This window comes from Rhizobium sp. F40D2, from assembly GCF_051810745.2.
Lineage (GTDB): Bacteria > Pseudomonadota > Alphaproteobacteria > Rhizobiales > Rhizobiaceae > Rhizobium.
The window spans coordinates 4442022-4455827 of the sequence record NZ_CM131436.1; the positions used below are offsets into that span (position 1 = coordinate 4442022).

The 13806-nt window shown below is 61.2% G+C and carries 14 protein-coding genes and 3 tRNA genes; 8 read left to right on the plus strand and 9 right to left on the minus strand.

The features are described 5' to 3' along the window. Window positions 1–57: 57 nt before the first annotated feature. From tuf to ACS4RS_RS21715, 3 genes are all read right to left on the minus strand, one after another. Entirely contained in the window at window positions 58–1233 is a 1176-nt protein-coding gene (tuf, locus tag ACS4RS_RS21705) for an elongation factor Tu (protein WP_003573803.1), read from the minus strand. A gap of 347 nt (window positions 1234–1580) precedes the next feature. Beyond that, window positions 1581–1654, minus strand: a tRNA-Gly gene (locus tag ACS4RS_RS21710). 24 nt (window positions 1655–1678) lie between these two features. Continuing rightward, window positions 1679–1763, minus strand: a tRNA-Tyr gene (locus tag ACS4RS_RS21715). Between the two features lie 30 nt (window positions 1764–1793). Here ACS4RS_RS21715 and ACS4RS_RS21720 point away from each other — a divergent pair. From ACS4RS_RS21720 to ACS4RS_RS21730, 3 genes are read left to right on the plus strand one after another with little or no spacing between them, the layout of a single operon-like run. Continuing rightward, window positions 1794–1970 (plus strand): hypothetical protein, encoded by a 177-nt coding sequence (locus tag ACS4RS_RS21720; RefSeq protein ID WP_010069471.1) that lies wholly within the window; start codon window positions 1794–1796, stop codon window positions 1968–1970. Continuing rightward, window positions 1967–2857: a 23S rRNA (guanosine(2251)-2'-O)-methyltransferase RlmB gene (gene rlmB / locus ACS4RS_RS21725; RefSeq protein WP_449313815.1), complete on the plus strand. Its 891-nt coding sequence runs from the start codon at window positions 1967–1969 to the stop codon at window positions 2855–2857. Before ACS4RS_RS21720 ends, rlmB begins: the two co-directional genes overlap by 4 nt. 37 nt (window positions 2858–2894) lie before the next feature. Then, window positions 2895–3587, plus strand: a complete 693-nt coding sequence (locus ACS4RS_RS21730; RefSeq protein ID WP_439009324.1) for an AprI/Inh family metalloprotease inhibitor — start codon at window positions 2895–2897, stop codon at window positions 3585–3587. Window positions 3588–3594: 7 nt separating this feature from the next. Here ACS4RS_RS21730 and ACS4RS_RS21735 read toward each other — a convergent pair whose 3' ends face one another. Further along, window positions 3595–4335 (minus strand): hypothetical protein, encoded by a 741-nt coding sequence (locus tag ACS4RS_RS21735; protein ID WP_439009323.1) that lies wholly within the window; start codon window positions 4333–4335, stop codon window positions 3595–3597. A 203-nt stretch (window positions 4336–4538) separates the two neighbouring features. On the opposite strand from ACS4RS_RS21735, the gene ACS4RS_RS21740 reads away from it, so the two are divergent. Beyond that, window positions 4539–4697 carry a hypothetical protein gene (locus tag ACS4RS_RS21740; protein ID WP_003578649.1) on the plus strand — a complete coding sequence of 53 codons (159 nt, stop codon included), beginning with the start codon at window positions 4539–4541 and terminating at the stop codon, window positions 4695–4697. Between the two features lie 59 nt (window positions 4698–4756). After that, window positions 4757–4894, plus strand: coding sequence for a hypothetical protein (locus ACS4RS_RS21745; RefSeq protein ID WP_439009322.1), 138 nt, complete (start codon window positions 4757–4759; stop codon window positions 4892–4894). A gap of 28 nt (window positions 4895–4922) precedes the next feature. On the opposite strand, the gene ACS4RS_RS21750 is transcribed toward ACS4RS_RS21745, so the two are convergent. Beyond that, complete coding sequence (locus tag ACS4RS_RS21750; protein ID WP_439011788.1) at window positions 4923–5318, minus strand: hypothetical protein; 396 nt, start codon at window positions 5316–5318, stop codon at window positions 4923–4925. Window positions 5319–5427: 109 nt separating this feature from the next. Continuing rightward, window positions 5428–5503: transfer RNA gene (locus ACS4RS_RS21755), tRNA-Thr, on the minus strand. A 156-nt stretch (window positions 5504–5659) separates the two neighbouring features. Here ACS4RS_RS21755 and ACS4RS_RS21760 point away from each other — a divergent pair. The 3 genes from ACS4RS_RS21760 to ACS4RS_RS21770 are packed head-to-tail and all read left to right on the plus strand — an operon-like array spanning window position 5660 to window position 8001. Next, window positions 5660–6433 carry an NAD kinase gene (locus ACS4RS_RS21760; RefSeq protein ID WP_439009321.1) on the plus strand — a complete coding sequence of 258 codons (774 nt, stop codon included), beginning with the start codon at window positions 5660–5662 and terminating at the stop codon, window positions 6431–6433. A gap of 4 nt (window positions 6434–6437) precedes the next feature. Then, a complete protein-coding gene (locus ACS4RS_RS21765; RefSeq protein ID WP_439009320.1) occupies window positions 6438–6947 on the plus strand; it encodes a hypothetical protein in 510 nt (169 codons plus the stop codon). 34 nt (window positions 6948–6981) lie between these two features. After that, entirely contained in the window at window positions 6982–8001 is a 1020-nt protein-coding gene (locus ACS4RS_RS21770; RefSeq protein ID WP_439009319.1) for an alpha/beta hydrolase family protein, read from the plus strand. 111 nt (window positions 8002–8112) lie between these two features. Here ACS4RS_RS21770 and prfB read toward each other — a convergent pair. The 3 genes from prfB to ACS4RS_RS21785 form a co-directional block, all read right to left on the minus strand. Beyond that, window positions 8113–9244, minus strand: a protein-coding gene (gene prfB / locus ACS4RS_RS21775; protein ID WP_439009318.1) for a peptide chain release factor 2 whose coding sequence is annotated in 2 segments (ribosomal slippage) — window positions 8113–9174 and window positions 9176–9244 — 1131 coding nt in all. Because the reading frame shifts where the segments join, the coding sequence is not laid out codon by codon here. A 100-nt stretch (window positions 9245–9344) separates the two neighbouring features. Further along, a complete protein-coding gene (locus ACS4RS_RS21780) occupies window positions 9345–11804 on the minus strand; it encodes a PBP1A family penicillin-binding protein (protein WP_439009317.1) in 2460 nt (819 codons plus the stop codon). Window positions 11805–12168: 364 nt separating this feature from the next. Continuing rightward, window positions 12169–13437: an N-acetylmuramoyl-L-alanine amidase gene (locus tag ACS4RS_RS21785; RefSeq protein ID WP_439009316.1), complete on the minus strand. Its 1269-nt coding sequence runs from the start codon at window positions 13435–13437 to the stop codon at window positions 12169–12171. Window positions 13438–13806 lie beyond the last annotated feature (369 nt).

Below are 13806 nucleotides of genomic sequence, written 5' to 3' on the forward strand. Positions count from 1 at the left end.
CGAAAAAACCCCGCCGTTTCCAGCGGGGTTTTTCCTGAATTTCGGGTAATCCCAGGATTACTCGACGATCGAAGCGACGATACCGGCGCCGACGGTGCGGCCGCCTTCGCGGATTGCGAAGCGCAGCTTTTCTTCCATCGCGATCGGAACGATCAGCTCGACGGCAACCGTGACGTTGTCGCCCGGCATGACCATCTCGGTGCCCTCAGGCAGCGTCACGATGCCGGTAACGTCGGTCGTGCGGAAGTAGAACTGCGGACGGTAGTTGGTGAAGAACGGCGTATGACGGCCACCCTCTTCCTTCGTCAGGATGTAGGCTTCCGCCATGAACTTCTTGTGCGGCTTGACAGAGCCCGGCTTGCACAGGATCTGGCCACGCTCGACGCCGTCACGGTTCACACCGCGAACCAGTGCGCCGATGTTGTCGCCAGCCTGGCCCTGATCGAGCAGCTTGCGGAACATTTCAACGCCGGTCACCGTCGTCTTCGAGGTTGCGCGAATGCCGACGATCTCGACTTCTTCGCCAACCTTGACAATGCCACGCTCGACGCGGCCGGTCACAACCGTGCCGCGGCCGGAGATCGAGAACACGTCTTCGATCGGCATCAGGAACGGCTGGTCGATCGGACGCTCAGGCGTCGGGATGTAGGCGTCAACCGCAGCCATCAGCTCGCGGATCGCATCTTCGCCGATCTTCTTGTCAGAATCTTCAAGAGCAGCCAGCGCCGAACCCTTGACGACCGGGATATCGTCGCCCGGGAAGTCGTAGGACGACAGAAGTTCGCGAACTTCGAGCTCGACCAGTTCGAGAAGCTCGGCGTCGTCAACCTGGTCGACCTTGTTCAGGAACACAACGATCGCCGGAACGCCGACCTGGCGGGCGAGCAGGATGTGTTCGCGCGTCTGCGGCATCGGGCCGTCAGCGGCCGAGCACACCAGGATCGCGCCGTCCATCTGGGCAGCACCGGTGATCATGTTCTTGACGTAGTCGGCGTGGCCGGGGCAGTCGACGTGGGCGTAGTGGCGGGCCGGCGTCTCATATTCGACGTGCGCCGTCGAAATGGTGATGCCGCGGGCCTTCTCTTCCGGAGCAGCGTCGATCTGATCGTACGCCTTGAACTCACCGAAGTACTTCGTGATCGCTGCCGTCAGAGACGTCTTGCCGTGGTCAACGTGGCCGATCGTGCCAATGTTGACGTGCGGCTTGTTGCGCTCAAACTTACTCTTTGCCATTTGAATGCTTCCTGTGAACGAAATGGTGGGCCCCGGCGAACCGGTTTAGTGCCGCCGTTTAAGGCTTTCGGCGAAATTGCGCAAGACTTAATTGCAGACGCCATTCTTGGTGTGACAGCGCATATGGGGGATAATTCGCCGGCTGCAAGGCGATCCGCCGGCATGCCGGGGAAAATCACTGAAATCCTTGCAGAAAATCGCGTGGACGGCGAGAGATGAAGCACGGGCGCCCAGGGTCGAGCGCCCTCGCCTGTCAGTCGAGAGCCGCTATCGCCAGCCTCTTCCGAAACATCAACATGCGGAAATTATCGCGGCAGTATCGGACGAATAAACGGGCTTTGGAAAACTGGAGCGGGTAGCGGGAATCGAACCCGCGTATTCAGCTTGGAAGGCTGCTGCTCTACCATTGAGCTATACCCGCGGGGTGGTCCGATCCGATGACGAATGGTGGAGAGAGTTGGATTTGAACCAACGTAGGCTGAGCCAACGGATTTACAGTCCGTCCCCTTTAACCACTCGGGCATCTCTCCAGTTTTTCGTCCGGATCTAGAAGACCAAGTTTGTCAGACTTCGAAGCGTTGCCGCCCGTCGTCTGCGCCGCGTATATGACCGGAGCATTTCAGTCTGTCAACACGATGACAACGGAAAAAACACGAAAAATTTCATTCGCCGCCGAAAGCCGGCATATGAAAGAAAGCCTATGCGGCGGCGAGCGCCATGGCTATAAAGCCGCATGAGCAAAGACAACAAACCCGGCGGCAAGGCCGCGACAGACCCATCGGCCAAGGATACGCATTACGCCACGCTGCGGCGCGCGCACCGCGACGCCAAGCGCGAACGCGGCGAGATTCCGACCCCTCAACCGCAGAAACGCAGGCGCGGGGCTGAGGACTGGAAGCCGCCGGCGCTGGCGCCCGACCAGGTGCATCTCTATGGCCTGCATACGGTGCGCGCCGCCCTCGACAATCCCGAGCGCAAGAAGATCAAACTCTTCGTGACGCAGAACGCGCTGGCACGGCTCGAAGTCGACGCCGAAACGCTCGGCATTCCCTTCGAGATCGTCTCGCCTCAGGAGATCGACAAGGTGCTCGGCCCCGAGGCGATCCATCAGGGCGTCATGCTGGAAACACGGCCGCTGCCGGTCCGCCGGCTCGAAGCGCTGAAGGACAGCCCTCTCCTGCTCGTCCTCGACCAGGTCACCGATCCGCATAATGTCGGTGCGATCATGCGCTCGGCCGTCGCCTTCAATGCCGGCGCCGTCATCACCACCCAGAGACACAGCCCGACCGAGTCAGGCGTGCTCGCCAAATCAGCCTCCGGCGCGCTGGAGCTGATACCTTATATACAGGTGACCAATCTCGCCGATGCGCTCGGTGAACTGCACAAGCTCGGCTTCTCCACCATCGGCCTCGATTCGGAAGGGCCGGCGGCGCTTGAGGGCACGTTTTCGGGCGAGAAAGTGGCGCTGGTGCTCGGCTCCGAGGGCAAGGGGCTTCGCCAGAAGACGCGGGAAACCGTTAATGCACTTGCCCGCCTCGACATGCCCGGCGCGATCAAATCGCTGAACGTCTCGAATGCGGCGGCGATCGCGCTTTATGCGGCGCGGCTTTACCTGAAGGCATAGGCTGGTCCGCAGGCGGGCCGCGACAAGGGGGACTGTCATGATCCGTTTGGTCTTTCGGCTCGCGGCTTGCGCAGCCGCCCTCCTCGTCTGCGGTCAGACGTATGGGCAGGATATCGATCCCGACATCCTCAAAGCGCAGGCAGGGACCTATCTGGTCGCGCCGGAAGACGGGCGCGCGGGATGTCGAATGACGCTCGAAACCGACATGGCGATCGGCGGCTATTCGGTTTCCGGGCAGGAGGCCTGCACCAAACCGTTACCATCACTCGCGGATGCCTCTTCGTGGAATTTCGATGGCGATGGCGGCCTCATCCTGATCAATCCGACGCGCAAGGTGCTCGCCCGTTTCGTTGAAAACGAGGGCTCTCCGATGAAGACGGAAGACGGTAAGCTGTTCCTGCTGACCGCGGCCCCCGACGGCGTCGATCACCTGCCGACCTTCGACAGCCTTGCCGGGACGTGGACAATGCAGCGGCCGGACGGAGAAAGGCTATGCGGGATTACGCTCGACAGCAATGTCGGGACGGACGGCAATGCGCCATTGTCACCTTCCGGTGACTGCGCTGCCAATGTCGCCAAGCTCAAGCTTGCGGTCTGGCATATCGAGGGTTTCGCCCTCACGCTGATGGGCGGTGATGGCTCATCGCTCGGGTTCGACATGCGCAGTGACGGCAATTTCGACAAATCGAAGCAGGAAGGCGGCAAGCCGCTTTCGCTCGTACGTCGCTGATCCCCGGTCAGTCGGGCGTCCTGCAAGTGGTCGGGCCGTCCATCGGCCGGCGCGTCGTATCGCCGGCCGCATAGGCAAGCTCGATGGGATAGACGACCACGCTCGGCAGTTTCTCGATTTCGCTGGCATGGTCGGGGCTGCGTTTGATTTCCGCCTTGTAGGCCGTGGCGCAATCCGGCAATTGCTTCGGCGCCAGGCCGGTCTCGGCGGCAATCGCTTTCGCGCAGCCGGCACCTTCGTGATAGAGCGAGCAGGAAGCCGTATAGACCCGGCGGAAATCGAGTATCAGCTCCCCCTTCCCTCTCCTGATCGCGGCAAAATCATCGCCATCGAGGGAATCGTCGAGCAGCCGCTCGCCCGTCGCCGCATCGTAGACGACGAAGGGCAGCCCGCCGTTCCACCCGTCCGCCGCCCGGAAGAAGACGAAACCACCGCTGACACCCATGAGATAGCCGGCGGTATCGTCCGCGATCACCCGCTCGCGCTCGCTTATGCGCTCACAAGGCGCATCAGCGGCAAGCAGCGCCAGCTTTTCAGCACCGACCTCGCCGAGATCGACCTCCTTGACCATGAAGGCGGGATAGCGGCTGCAGGTGATCTCCGGCTTTGCGTCGGGATTGAGCTCATCCTTCGGCAGCGCGACGACATCGACTTTTATCGACTTGTCGAAAGCTCCAGCCTTTGCAGAGGCTCCGGCGAAGGAGACGAATGCCGCGACAATGACCGATGCTGTAGCCGTCCGTTTCATGACCATCCCCAACTGTTTCAGGCATCCCTGACACAGTTCAATCCGGTGCGACAGATGGAAAACGCATGCCGACGATAAGCGCGCAAGGCTCGATCGATGCCGGAGAAATTCGATCTTGCCTTGGAAAGACCTCCTGGACCACTATGATCGGGCGATGACCGATCGCAACGACCGGTCGGAAGCAAGAAGGAACGATCCCCATCATGGCAATTCGACCGCTGATTTTCGGTATCCTCTTCATCGCGGTCTTCGTCGGGATCATTCTCAGCATCATCTGGGTGGACACCTCGCATCCGATCCACCAGCCCGATCCCCTGTCGCCGACGGCGCCCGGCCCCGCGACGCCGGGAACGGTGCAATAGGCTGATAGGAACGCGGACGGCAATCGCGCGTTAATCCCCCTGAATGAGGATTAACGCTTATGCGCATAATGATCGCCGTCGTCGCCGTCATGGTCGTCTCCGTGCTCAGCATCGCGATAATGTCGCCTACCGGCGCCGGCCAGACCGGCAATGGCGGCAGGATCGAGGCGAGCGTCAACGAACCCGTCACGCATTGAAAAACGGCCCGGTTCCGGGCCATTATCTTCAGCTGCGGTAGAGCCAAAAAGGCATTCCGCGATCGCGATGGCGCCACTCGTGGCGCTCCTGCCAGCGCTCGGCACGCCACCGGCGCCAGCGGCGGTCATCATCGCGCCAATCCGAGCGCCGCCAATCGCGCTCATCGCGCCAACGGCGCTCGCCCCGGTCGTCACGGTCGCGATCATGTCGCCAGCCATCACGGACTTGAACGATGTCGCCCTGCGCCGACACCGCAGGCCGGTCGACCGGCATGGCGGTTGCCGGCGCGACCCACGAAAAAGCCGCACCGACGGACATGGTTGCGGCTAAAAAGAGATGTGCGAGCTTCATGGCTGTTTCCTCATTGTTGATGAGGCGAAGGTAAGCCGGCACGGCTGAATTGGCCGTGAAGCAGCCCTTCAGACAAGGTTCATCAAGCGCTACGTGATGGCTGGAAAGATCCGACGGTACGATCGAGCAAAGCGAAGTCGAATCGACGCTATCGTCTGGACAGGCTATCGCGCGGAAAAAATGGTGCCCCCGGCAGGGTTCGAACCCGCGACCCCCTGATTACAAATCAGGTGCTCTACCAACTGAGCTACAAGGGCAATAGGTGCCCAACTAGCAGATTCTATGATTCTGTAAAGAAAAATTCGTGCCTATGCGGAAAGGTCGGCCGCTGCTCAAACGCTTGGCGATAGAAAACGTCCTTGTCGCACCAGCCCTTTATCCGTTAGCTAGAGCAGCTTCACAAAGGGCATTGCATGGGCCGTTCATTTCAGACTCTTTCCTTTATCGCCTCGCCGACGACGGAGGCGCTCGCCGCGCGCGAGGAGTTGATCCGCATCTATGGCGATGTGCCGGCCGAAGATGCCGATGTCATCGTCGCGCTCGGCGGCGATGGTTTCATGCTGCAGACGCTGCACAACACCATGAACTCCGGCAAGCTGGTCTACGGCATGAACCGCGGCTCGGTCGGCTTTTTGATGAACGACTACCGCAGCGAACAACTTCAGGAGCGCATCTGCGTCGCCGTCGAAAACGTCTTCCGGCCATTGCAGATGACGACGGCCAACGCCGACGGCACCAACTCGACAGCGCTCGCCATCAATGAGGTCTATCTTTTCCGCCAATCCTATCAGGCGGCGAATCTGAGGGTGACGGTGGACGGGCGCGTGCGCCTGGAGGAACTGATCTGCGACGGGCTGATGGTGGCGACCCCTGCCGGGTCGACGGCCTATAATCTTTCCGCCCATGGCCCGATCCTGCCGCTCGAGGCGCCGCTGCTCGCCATGACGCCGGTCAGCGCTTTCCGGCCGCGGCGCTGGCGGGGCGCACTGCTTCCGAACAAGGTGACGGTCGATATCGATGTCCTCGAGCCGGTGAAGCGGCCGGTGAACGCGGTGGCCGACAATACCGAGGTCAAATCGGTGCTGCATGTCCGCATTGCCCAGTCGGAACATATGACCGCACGCATCCTTTCCGATCCTGACCGCTCCTGGTCCGACCGTATTCTCGCCGAGCAGTTCAAGGATTGAGACGATGGCTGTGCGACGGATTTTGATGACCACGGTTTTCCTCATCGGATGGTCGGCTACAGCCTTGCCGGCGCAGGATGCCATCCTGCCGGCATCGGTGATTTTCGCGACCAGCACCGGTTACTGGGAGGATGACGGCAACGCACCGGATGTCGAGCGGGCGCCGACAGGCGCCGAAAGCGTTGCCAATCCCGAAGGAAAGGCCACGCCGCGCCACGGCTATTACAAGCTCTTTGCCGTCCGCCAGGCAGACAGGACCTCGAAGGTCTACCTCCAGCAGATTGCCCAGACCGAGACCGGCCCGACGATCGCTTCTACCGTCGAGCTGCAGGAGTTCAGTGACCTGAAGCCTTATGTCACCGATATACGCCCGGAAAATTCGAACGGCATCATCAAGGAACCGGGGCTGTTCGCGACGATCTATCTCAAGACCGATCCCAGTGCGGAGCCGGATGGTTGGACCGTGCTGATTGACGAATTCGGCGACATCACCGTCGAAAAAGCGACGAACTGAACCACTGGGAATCGTTCGGGAAGGAGTAGAAGAGATGAAACTCGGCTACCGCGACGGCGTCCTTTACGACAAGAACAGGCCGAACTGGGACGCAAACGGCCCCAGACCGATCAGCTGGTCGCTGTGGTACCCCGCTGCCGACCAGGCGCCGGAAAGCGATGCAACGGAAAGAAGCTGGTTCAAGAAGGCGGCCGTCGCCCGCGACGCACCCATCCGGCCTGATGTCCGGTCCTATCCCCTCGTCCTGTTGTCGCATGGCACCGGCGGATCCGCGGCCGGACTGGAGTGGCTGGCGCGACGGCTCGCCGATCGCGGATTTGCAGCGCTCGGCGTCAACCATCACGGCAATACCGGCAACGAGCCCTATCGCGCCGAAGGCTTCGCCTGCCTTTGGGAGCGGGCGCCGGATCTGAGCTTCATGCTCGACCACAGCGATGACTGGCTCGGCGATCTCTCCTGTCATCTCGACACGACCCGCGTGTTCGCCGCCGGATTTTCGGCCGGAGCCTATTGCGTCACGCTGCTTCTTGGCGCTGTCGCCCAGTTTTCGCAGTTCGAACCGTCCAGGATGAAGCCGGGTGGCGCGCGTGGACCAAGGGAATTTCCCGATCTTGCCGATCATATCCCGGCCTTGCTTCGCACCAGCGATGTATTTCGCGATTCATGGTCGCGGATGTCGAAGTGCTACCGGGACGACAGAATCAAGGCCGCCCTCCTCTGCGCACCGGGCCGGTCCGTTCTCGGTTTCGGCGAGGAAAGCCTGAAAGCCGTCGACGCGCCCGCCCTCATTCTCGTCGGCGACGCAGACAGGGCGGCACCGGCCGAGGAATGTTCGGCATGGCTGCATGCGCGGCTGAGACACAGCACTCTTAAAATCTTAAGCGGCGGGCTTGGGCATTACGTCTTCGTGCCGGAGGGCACCGCACTCGGTCTGGCCTTTGCGGCCGAGCTCTTTACCGATCCCCCTGATATCGAGCGCGCAGCCATTCATGACGAGATTGCCGATCTGTCGGCAAGGCTGTTCCAGGACAGCGCCGTCAAAGCGATCGCCTGAGCATCAAAAAAGCCCCGTCTCCGGGGCTTTCTCGTCTCGATCGTGCCGTCTCTTTGATCTTACGCAATTCCGGACGCAAAACCGCTGCACACTTTTCCTGGAATTGCTCTATCAGTCCACGTCGTCGACGACTGCGTCGGCGGCGCCGCTGATGCGGTGAGCAAGGGCCGCTTCCATGAACTCGTTGAGTTCGCCGTCGAGCACGTCGTCCGGCGCGGTGCTGGCGACGCCGGTGCGCAGGTCCTTGACCAGCTGGTAGGGCTGCAGCACGTAGGAGCGGATCTGGTGGCCCCAGCCGATATCCGTCTTGGAGGCGGCTTCGGCGTTGGCGGCGTCCTCACGCTTCTTCAGCTCGGCTTCGTACATGCGGGCGCGCAGCATGTCCCAGGCCTTGGCGCGGTTCTTGTGCTGCGAACGCTCCTGCTGGCACTGCACGACGATGCCGGTCGGAATATGGGTGATGCGCACAGCCGAGTCAGTGGTGTTGACGTGCTGGCCGCCGGCGCCCGACGAACGATAGGTGTCGATGCGGCAGTCACTTTCGTTGATCTCGATCTGGATCGAGTCGTCGACCACGGGATAAACCCAGATCGACGAGAAGGAGGTGTGGCGACGCGCATTGCTGTCGTAAGGCGAGATGCGCACCAGCCGGTGCACGCCCGATTCCGTCTTCAGCCAGCCATAGGCATTGTGTCCCTTGACAAGCAGGGTCGCGGACTTAATGCCCGCCTCTTCGCCGTCATGGACTTCGAGAAGCTCGACCTTGAAACGCTGGCGTTCGGCCCAACGGGTGTACATGCGCAGCAACATGTTCGCCCAGTCCTGGCTTTCGGTGCCGCCGGCGCCGGAATGAACTTCGAGATAGGTGTCGTTGCCGTCGGCCTCGCCGGAGAGCATGGCTTCCACCTGGCGGCGCGAAGCCTCGGCCTTCAGGGCCTTCAGCGCATCCTCGGCTTCCTTGACGACCCCTTCGTCGCCCTCTTCCTCGCCGAGCTCGATCAGCTCGATATTGTCGTTAAGTTGCTGTTCCAGCTGCTTGACGCCGCTGATGCCGTCATCGAGCTGCTGGCGCTCGCGCATCAGCTTCTGCGCCTCGGTGGCGTCGTTCCAGAGGTTCGGATCCTCTGCCTTGTTGTTCAACCAGTCCAGCCGTCTTATCGCCTGGTCCCAGTCAAAGATGCCTCCTCAGCAGGGTGATAGCCTGCTTGGTTTCATCGACCACGTTTTCGATTTCGGCTCGCATTTTCCTGCTTTTCTGTAACGGTCTTCTTCAAATGCTGCTGAATAGAGACGCCCGCCGCGGATGTAAAGAGCCGTGGCGGGCGTTCAAAATTCGGCGATGGTCAGAACAGGCCGGGCGTGCCGGTCTGGACGGCCTGGTTTGCCTGCGGCGAGGTCTTCAGGATCTCTTCCGGTGCCATGGTGCTGTCCATGCCGATGACGGAGAAGCTGTCGGCCGGGCCGGTGCCGGGCTTGAAGGCCTCGATGATGGTGTTCGGATCGCCGTCGACGGCGGCCATGCCGGTCTTGCGGTCGATCGAAATCAGATTCATGCCCGGCGGAATGACGAATTTCGATTCCGGCGTATCCTTGACGGCGGCCTGCATGAATTCGTTGAAGATCGGGGCTGAGAGACCGCCGCCGGTGCCGCCGCGGCCGAGCGGGGCCGGCGTATCGAAGCCCATATAAAGGCCGGCGACCAGATCCGGGGTGAAGCCGACGAACCAGGCGTCCTTCTCGTCGTTGGTGGTTCCGGTCTTGCCGGCCACGTCCCGGCCGCCGAGATCGATCTTGCCGGCGGCGGTGCCGCGCTGGATGACGCCCTGCATCATCGAGGTAATCTGATAGGCGGTCATCGGATCGAGAACGGTTTCGCGGTTGTCGACGACATTGGGCTCTTCCTGGTTCTGCCAGTCGCCGGCATTGCAGCCCTCACAGAGACGCTCCTCGTGCTTGAAGATCGTCTTGCCGTAGCGGTCCTGGATGCGATCGATCAACGTCGGCTTGATCTGCTTGCCGCCGTTGGCGATGACCGAATAGGCCGAAACCATGCGCAGCACAGTGGTGTCGCCGGCGCCGAGCGACATGGAGAGAACCGGCAGCATGTGATCGTAGATGCCGAAGCGCTCGGCATATTCGGCGACGATGTTCATGCCGAGATCGTTGGCCAGGCGCACCGTCATCAGATTGCGCGAATGCTCGATGCCCGAGCGCAGCGTCGATGGGCCGCTGACTTCGCCGCCATAGTTTTCCGGCTTCCAGACCTGGCCGCCGGAGACGATCTCGATCGGCGCATCCATGATGACGGAAGCCGGCGTATAGCCATTGTCCATCGCGGCGGCGTAGACGAAGGGCTTGAACGAGGAGCCCGGCTGGCGCATCGCCTGGGTGGCCCGGTTGAATTCGGACTGCGAATAAGAGAAGCCGCCGACCATGGCGAGCACGCGGCCGGTCTTCGGATCCATGGCGACAAGGCCACCCTGCACCTTCGGCGGCTGCTGCAGGCGATAGGAGGTCGAGGCGCCGTCGCCGAGCTTTGCGACATAGACGACGTCACCAGGGGCTACGGCGCCGACCGGCGATTTCGTGGTCTTGCGGGCGCCGTCGGACGAACGAAAGGCCCATTGCATGTTCTTGGCGTCGATCGTGCCGCGTTGACGGTCGGGCGAAACCTTGCCGCTTCCATCCTTGCCAGGCTGCAGGCCGATATCGACGGTGCTGTCGGAGACGGCGAGCACGACGGCAAGCCGCCATTCCGGCACGTCGGAGAGCGCAGGAATATCGGCAAGCGCCTTGCCCCAGTCACCGCTTGCATCGATCTGCTTGATCGGGCCGTGAAAACCACGACGCTCGTCATAAGTCACCAGACCGTCCTGCAGCGCCTTCCGGGCAGCGAGCTGCATCTGCGGATCGAGTGAGGTGCGCACCGAAAGACCGCCCTCATAGAGGACCTTCTCACCATATTGGTCGATCAGCTGGCGGCGCACGGCTTCGGCGAAATAGTCCGAAGCAAAAAGCGAGGGGCCGGTCGTGCGAGCGGTGACGCCGAGCGGCTGCTTCTTGGCTTCCTCGCCGTCGCTCTGGCTGACATAGCCGTTTTCGACCATTCGGTCGATCACCCAGTTGCGGCGCTCGAGCGCTGCCTCGGGATGGCGGAAAGGATGGTAATTGGCCGGGCCTTTCGGCAAGGATGCCAGATAGGCGGCTTCGGCAACGGTCAGTTCGGTGACGGATTTGTTGAAATAGGTGAGCGCGGCGCCGGCGATGCCGTAGGAATTCAGTCCGAAGAAAATCTCGTTCAGGTAGAGCTCAAGGATCTTGTCCTTGCTGTAGGCCTGCTCGATGCGGAAGGACAGGATCGCTTCCTTGATCTTGCGGTCGATCGTCTGGTCGGAGCTCAAAAGAAAGTTCTTGGCCACCTGCTGGGTGATCGTGGAAGCGCCGACGGGCCGGCGCCCGGAACCGAAATTCTGCAGGTTGACGAGGATGGCGCGGCCGAGACCGGTGAGATCGACGCCCGGATGATTGTAGAAATTCTTGTCTTCGGCTGACAGGAAAGCCGCCTTGACGCGGTCGGGAATGGCCTGGATCGGTAGGAAAAGACGCTTTTCTTTGGCATATTCGGCCATCAGAGCGCCATTGCCGGCATGGACACGGGTGGTCACCGGCGGCGCATAGCTGTTCAGAACGGCATAGTCCGGGAGATCCTTCGCGACGTTGGCGAGATAGATGGCAACACCCGCCGCCGCGACCAGAAACAGGACGCAGGCCATTCCGAAGAAATATCCAAAAAGTCTAACCATATTTTCAGCTACCGGTCTCTTCGATCTTTAATCGGCGCAGAACGCAACGATTGCACGGATCCAGGCAATTTGCACGTTGCGCGGCTTACTCCATGAGCGCTACCGCCACAAGCCGATTCCGCGCCACAGGCTCACGAAACATAAGCCGGAGTAACGGCGCGATTGTGAGGAAAATAGGGCTCTGCCCGCCGCATTCACCGCTGCGGGCGCGTTTCGTCAGGAGTGTCACATCCAAGCAACGCCCACGCCCGCCGCCAATCCGAACCGTCCTGCTCAGAATTTGAGTCGTGCGACGCGCATTAAGTCTTTGTTTTTATGGATTCCGCCGACCCCCAACCCCTATGGATTTATGGGGCAGCAGACATCAGCCGCCATTGGCAATGACGGCGGCGCGGTAGCGCTTCACTGCATCGGTCAAAAGACCGACGATCTTACCGCGCCAAGTCTCGTCGAGCAGCAGTTTTTCGTCCTCGGCATTCGAGAGGAACCCGAGTTCGAGAAGGATCGACGGCACGTCGGGGGCCTGTAGCACCCGGAAACCGGCGTGACGGTGCGGATTGTTGATGGTGCCGACCTGATCCTTGAAAGAATTCAGCACACTCTCGGCCAGCGAACTCGAGAAGGCCTGGGTCTCGCGCCGGGTCAGATCGAGCAAGATATCGGCGACCTCGGGCGGCTCGGCGACCGTCTCCTTGCCGGCAATCTGGTCGGAGAGGTTTTCGCGCTCGGCAAGATCGGCGGCGAGCTTGTCGGATGCCTTATCGGAAATGGTGTAGACGGTGGCGCCGCGGATATCCTTCTGCTTTAGCGTGTCGGCATGCAGCGAAATGAACAGCCCTGCATGGTTCTGGCGGGCGATCAGCACACGCTGCGACAGCGAAAGGAACTCGTCATCTTCGCGCGTCAGGAAAGCCTTGATGCCCAGCTCCTTGTTCAGCCGCTCGGTCAGGGCCTTGGCGAAGGCAAGCGTCACCTGCTTTTCCTCGGTCTTGCTGTCGACCCCGATCGCGCCGGTATCGATGCCGCCATGGCCGGCGTCGACGGCGATGACGAAATCGCCGGGGGCGGTTTTCTCAGGTGCCGGAATGGCGCTCGTCGTCTGGGCCGCCTCGGTCTGATCGTTCGAGGCTCGATCGCCCCAGGATTGCGTTTTCAGCAGTTCGGCAAAGGCCTGCTTGTTGATCATCTCGGCATCGAGCACGAGACGATGCCCGTTGCCGGCCTCGTCGGCCTGCACCTTGGCGAGCGCCAGCTTCACCGGCCCTGTTGTCGTCAGGACGATGCGGGCGCTTTCCTCGTCCATCCTGCCGTAACGGACATCCTTGAACAGGCCGCGGGCGGCGAGATCCTTGGCCGGAAAGCCGAAGGCGGTCGCCGGCAGGTCGATGACGATCCGTTCCGGATTGGCAATATAGTGCACCGAGAAGCGCGGTTCGCGATCGAAATCGATGACGATGCGGGTCCTTGCATCGTCGCCGACGATGCGCGCGCCATAGGCAAGCAGCGGATCACCAGCGGCGACAGAACCGGCAACGGCCGGCAGACTGACGGCCAGAAACGCCGCCAGAACCCGCGTTGCGAATATCGATCGCCGTCCTGCGGATTTCGCCGCGATCAGAGCCCTCTCAAACAATAAACTGCCACACCCTATCTGTATTGCGATGGAGCCGACGCGGTCACGTCGAACGTCGCTTGGCTGAATCTCCCTTTGCGGCCTGCCGAATCGCGATCACTTTATCCCCAGCTTCTATGCGTTAGGAAATCCATCAATATTATGGCACATTTGGCTTTTCCCTTGCTATTGTGACACGGAAAACATACAACGAATTTTAGGGTAAAGTGTTGACGGGATAGAGTCGCCGCAAAGGCTGCCAGCCAGATCAGGACCTGGCGCCACACCGGTCATCGTCCGCCGTCTCATGCGCTTCATCCCTAGAACTGGATCCTGATTTTCCGGCTTATTGTCGGAATTCATTGGTGGATCAGCCACCACGCTCTCAGG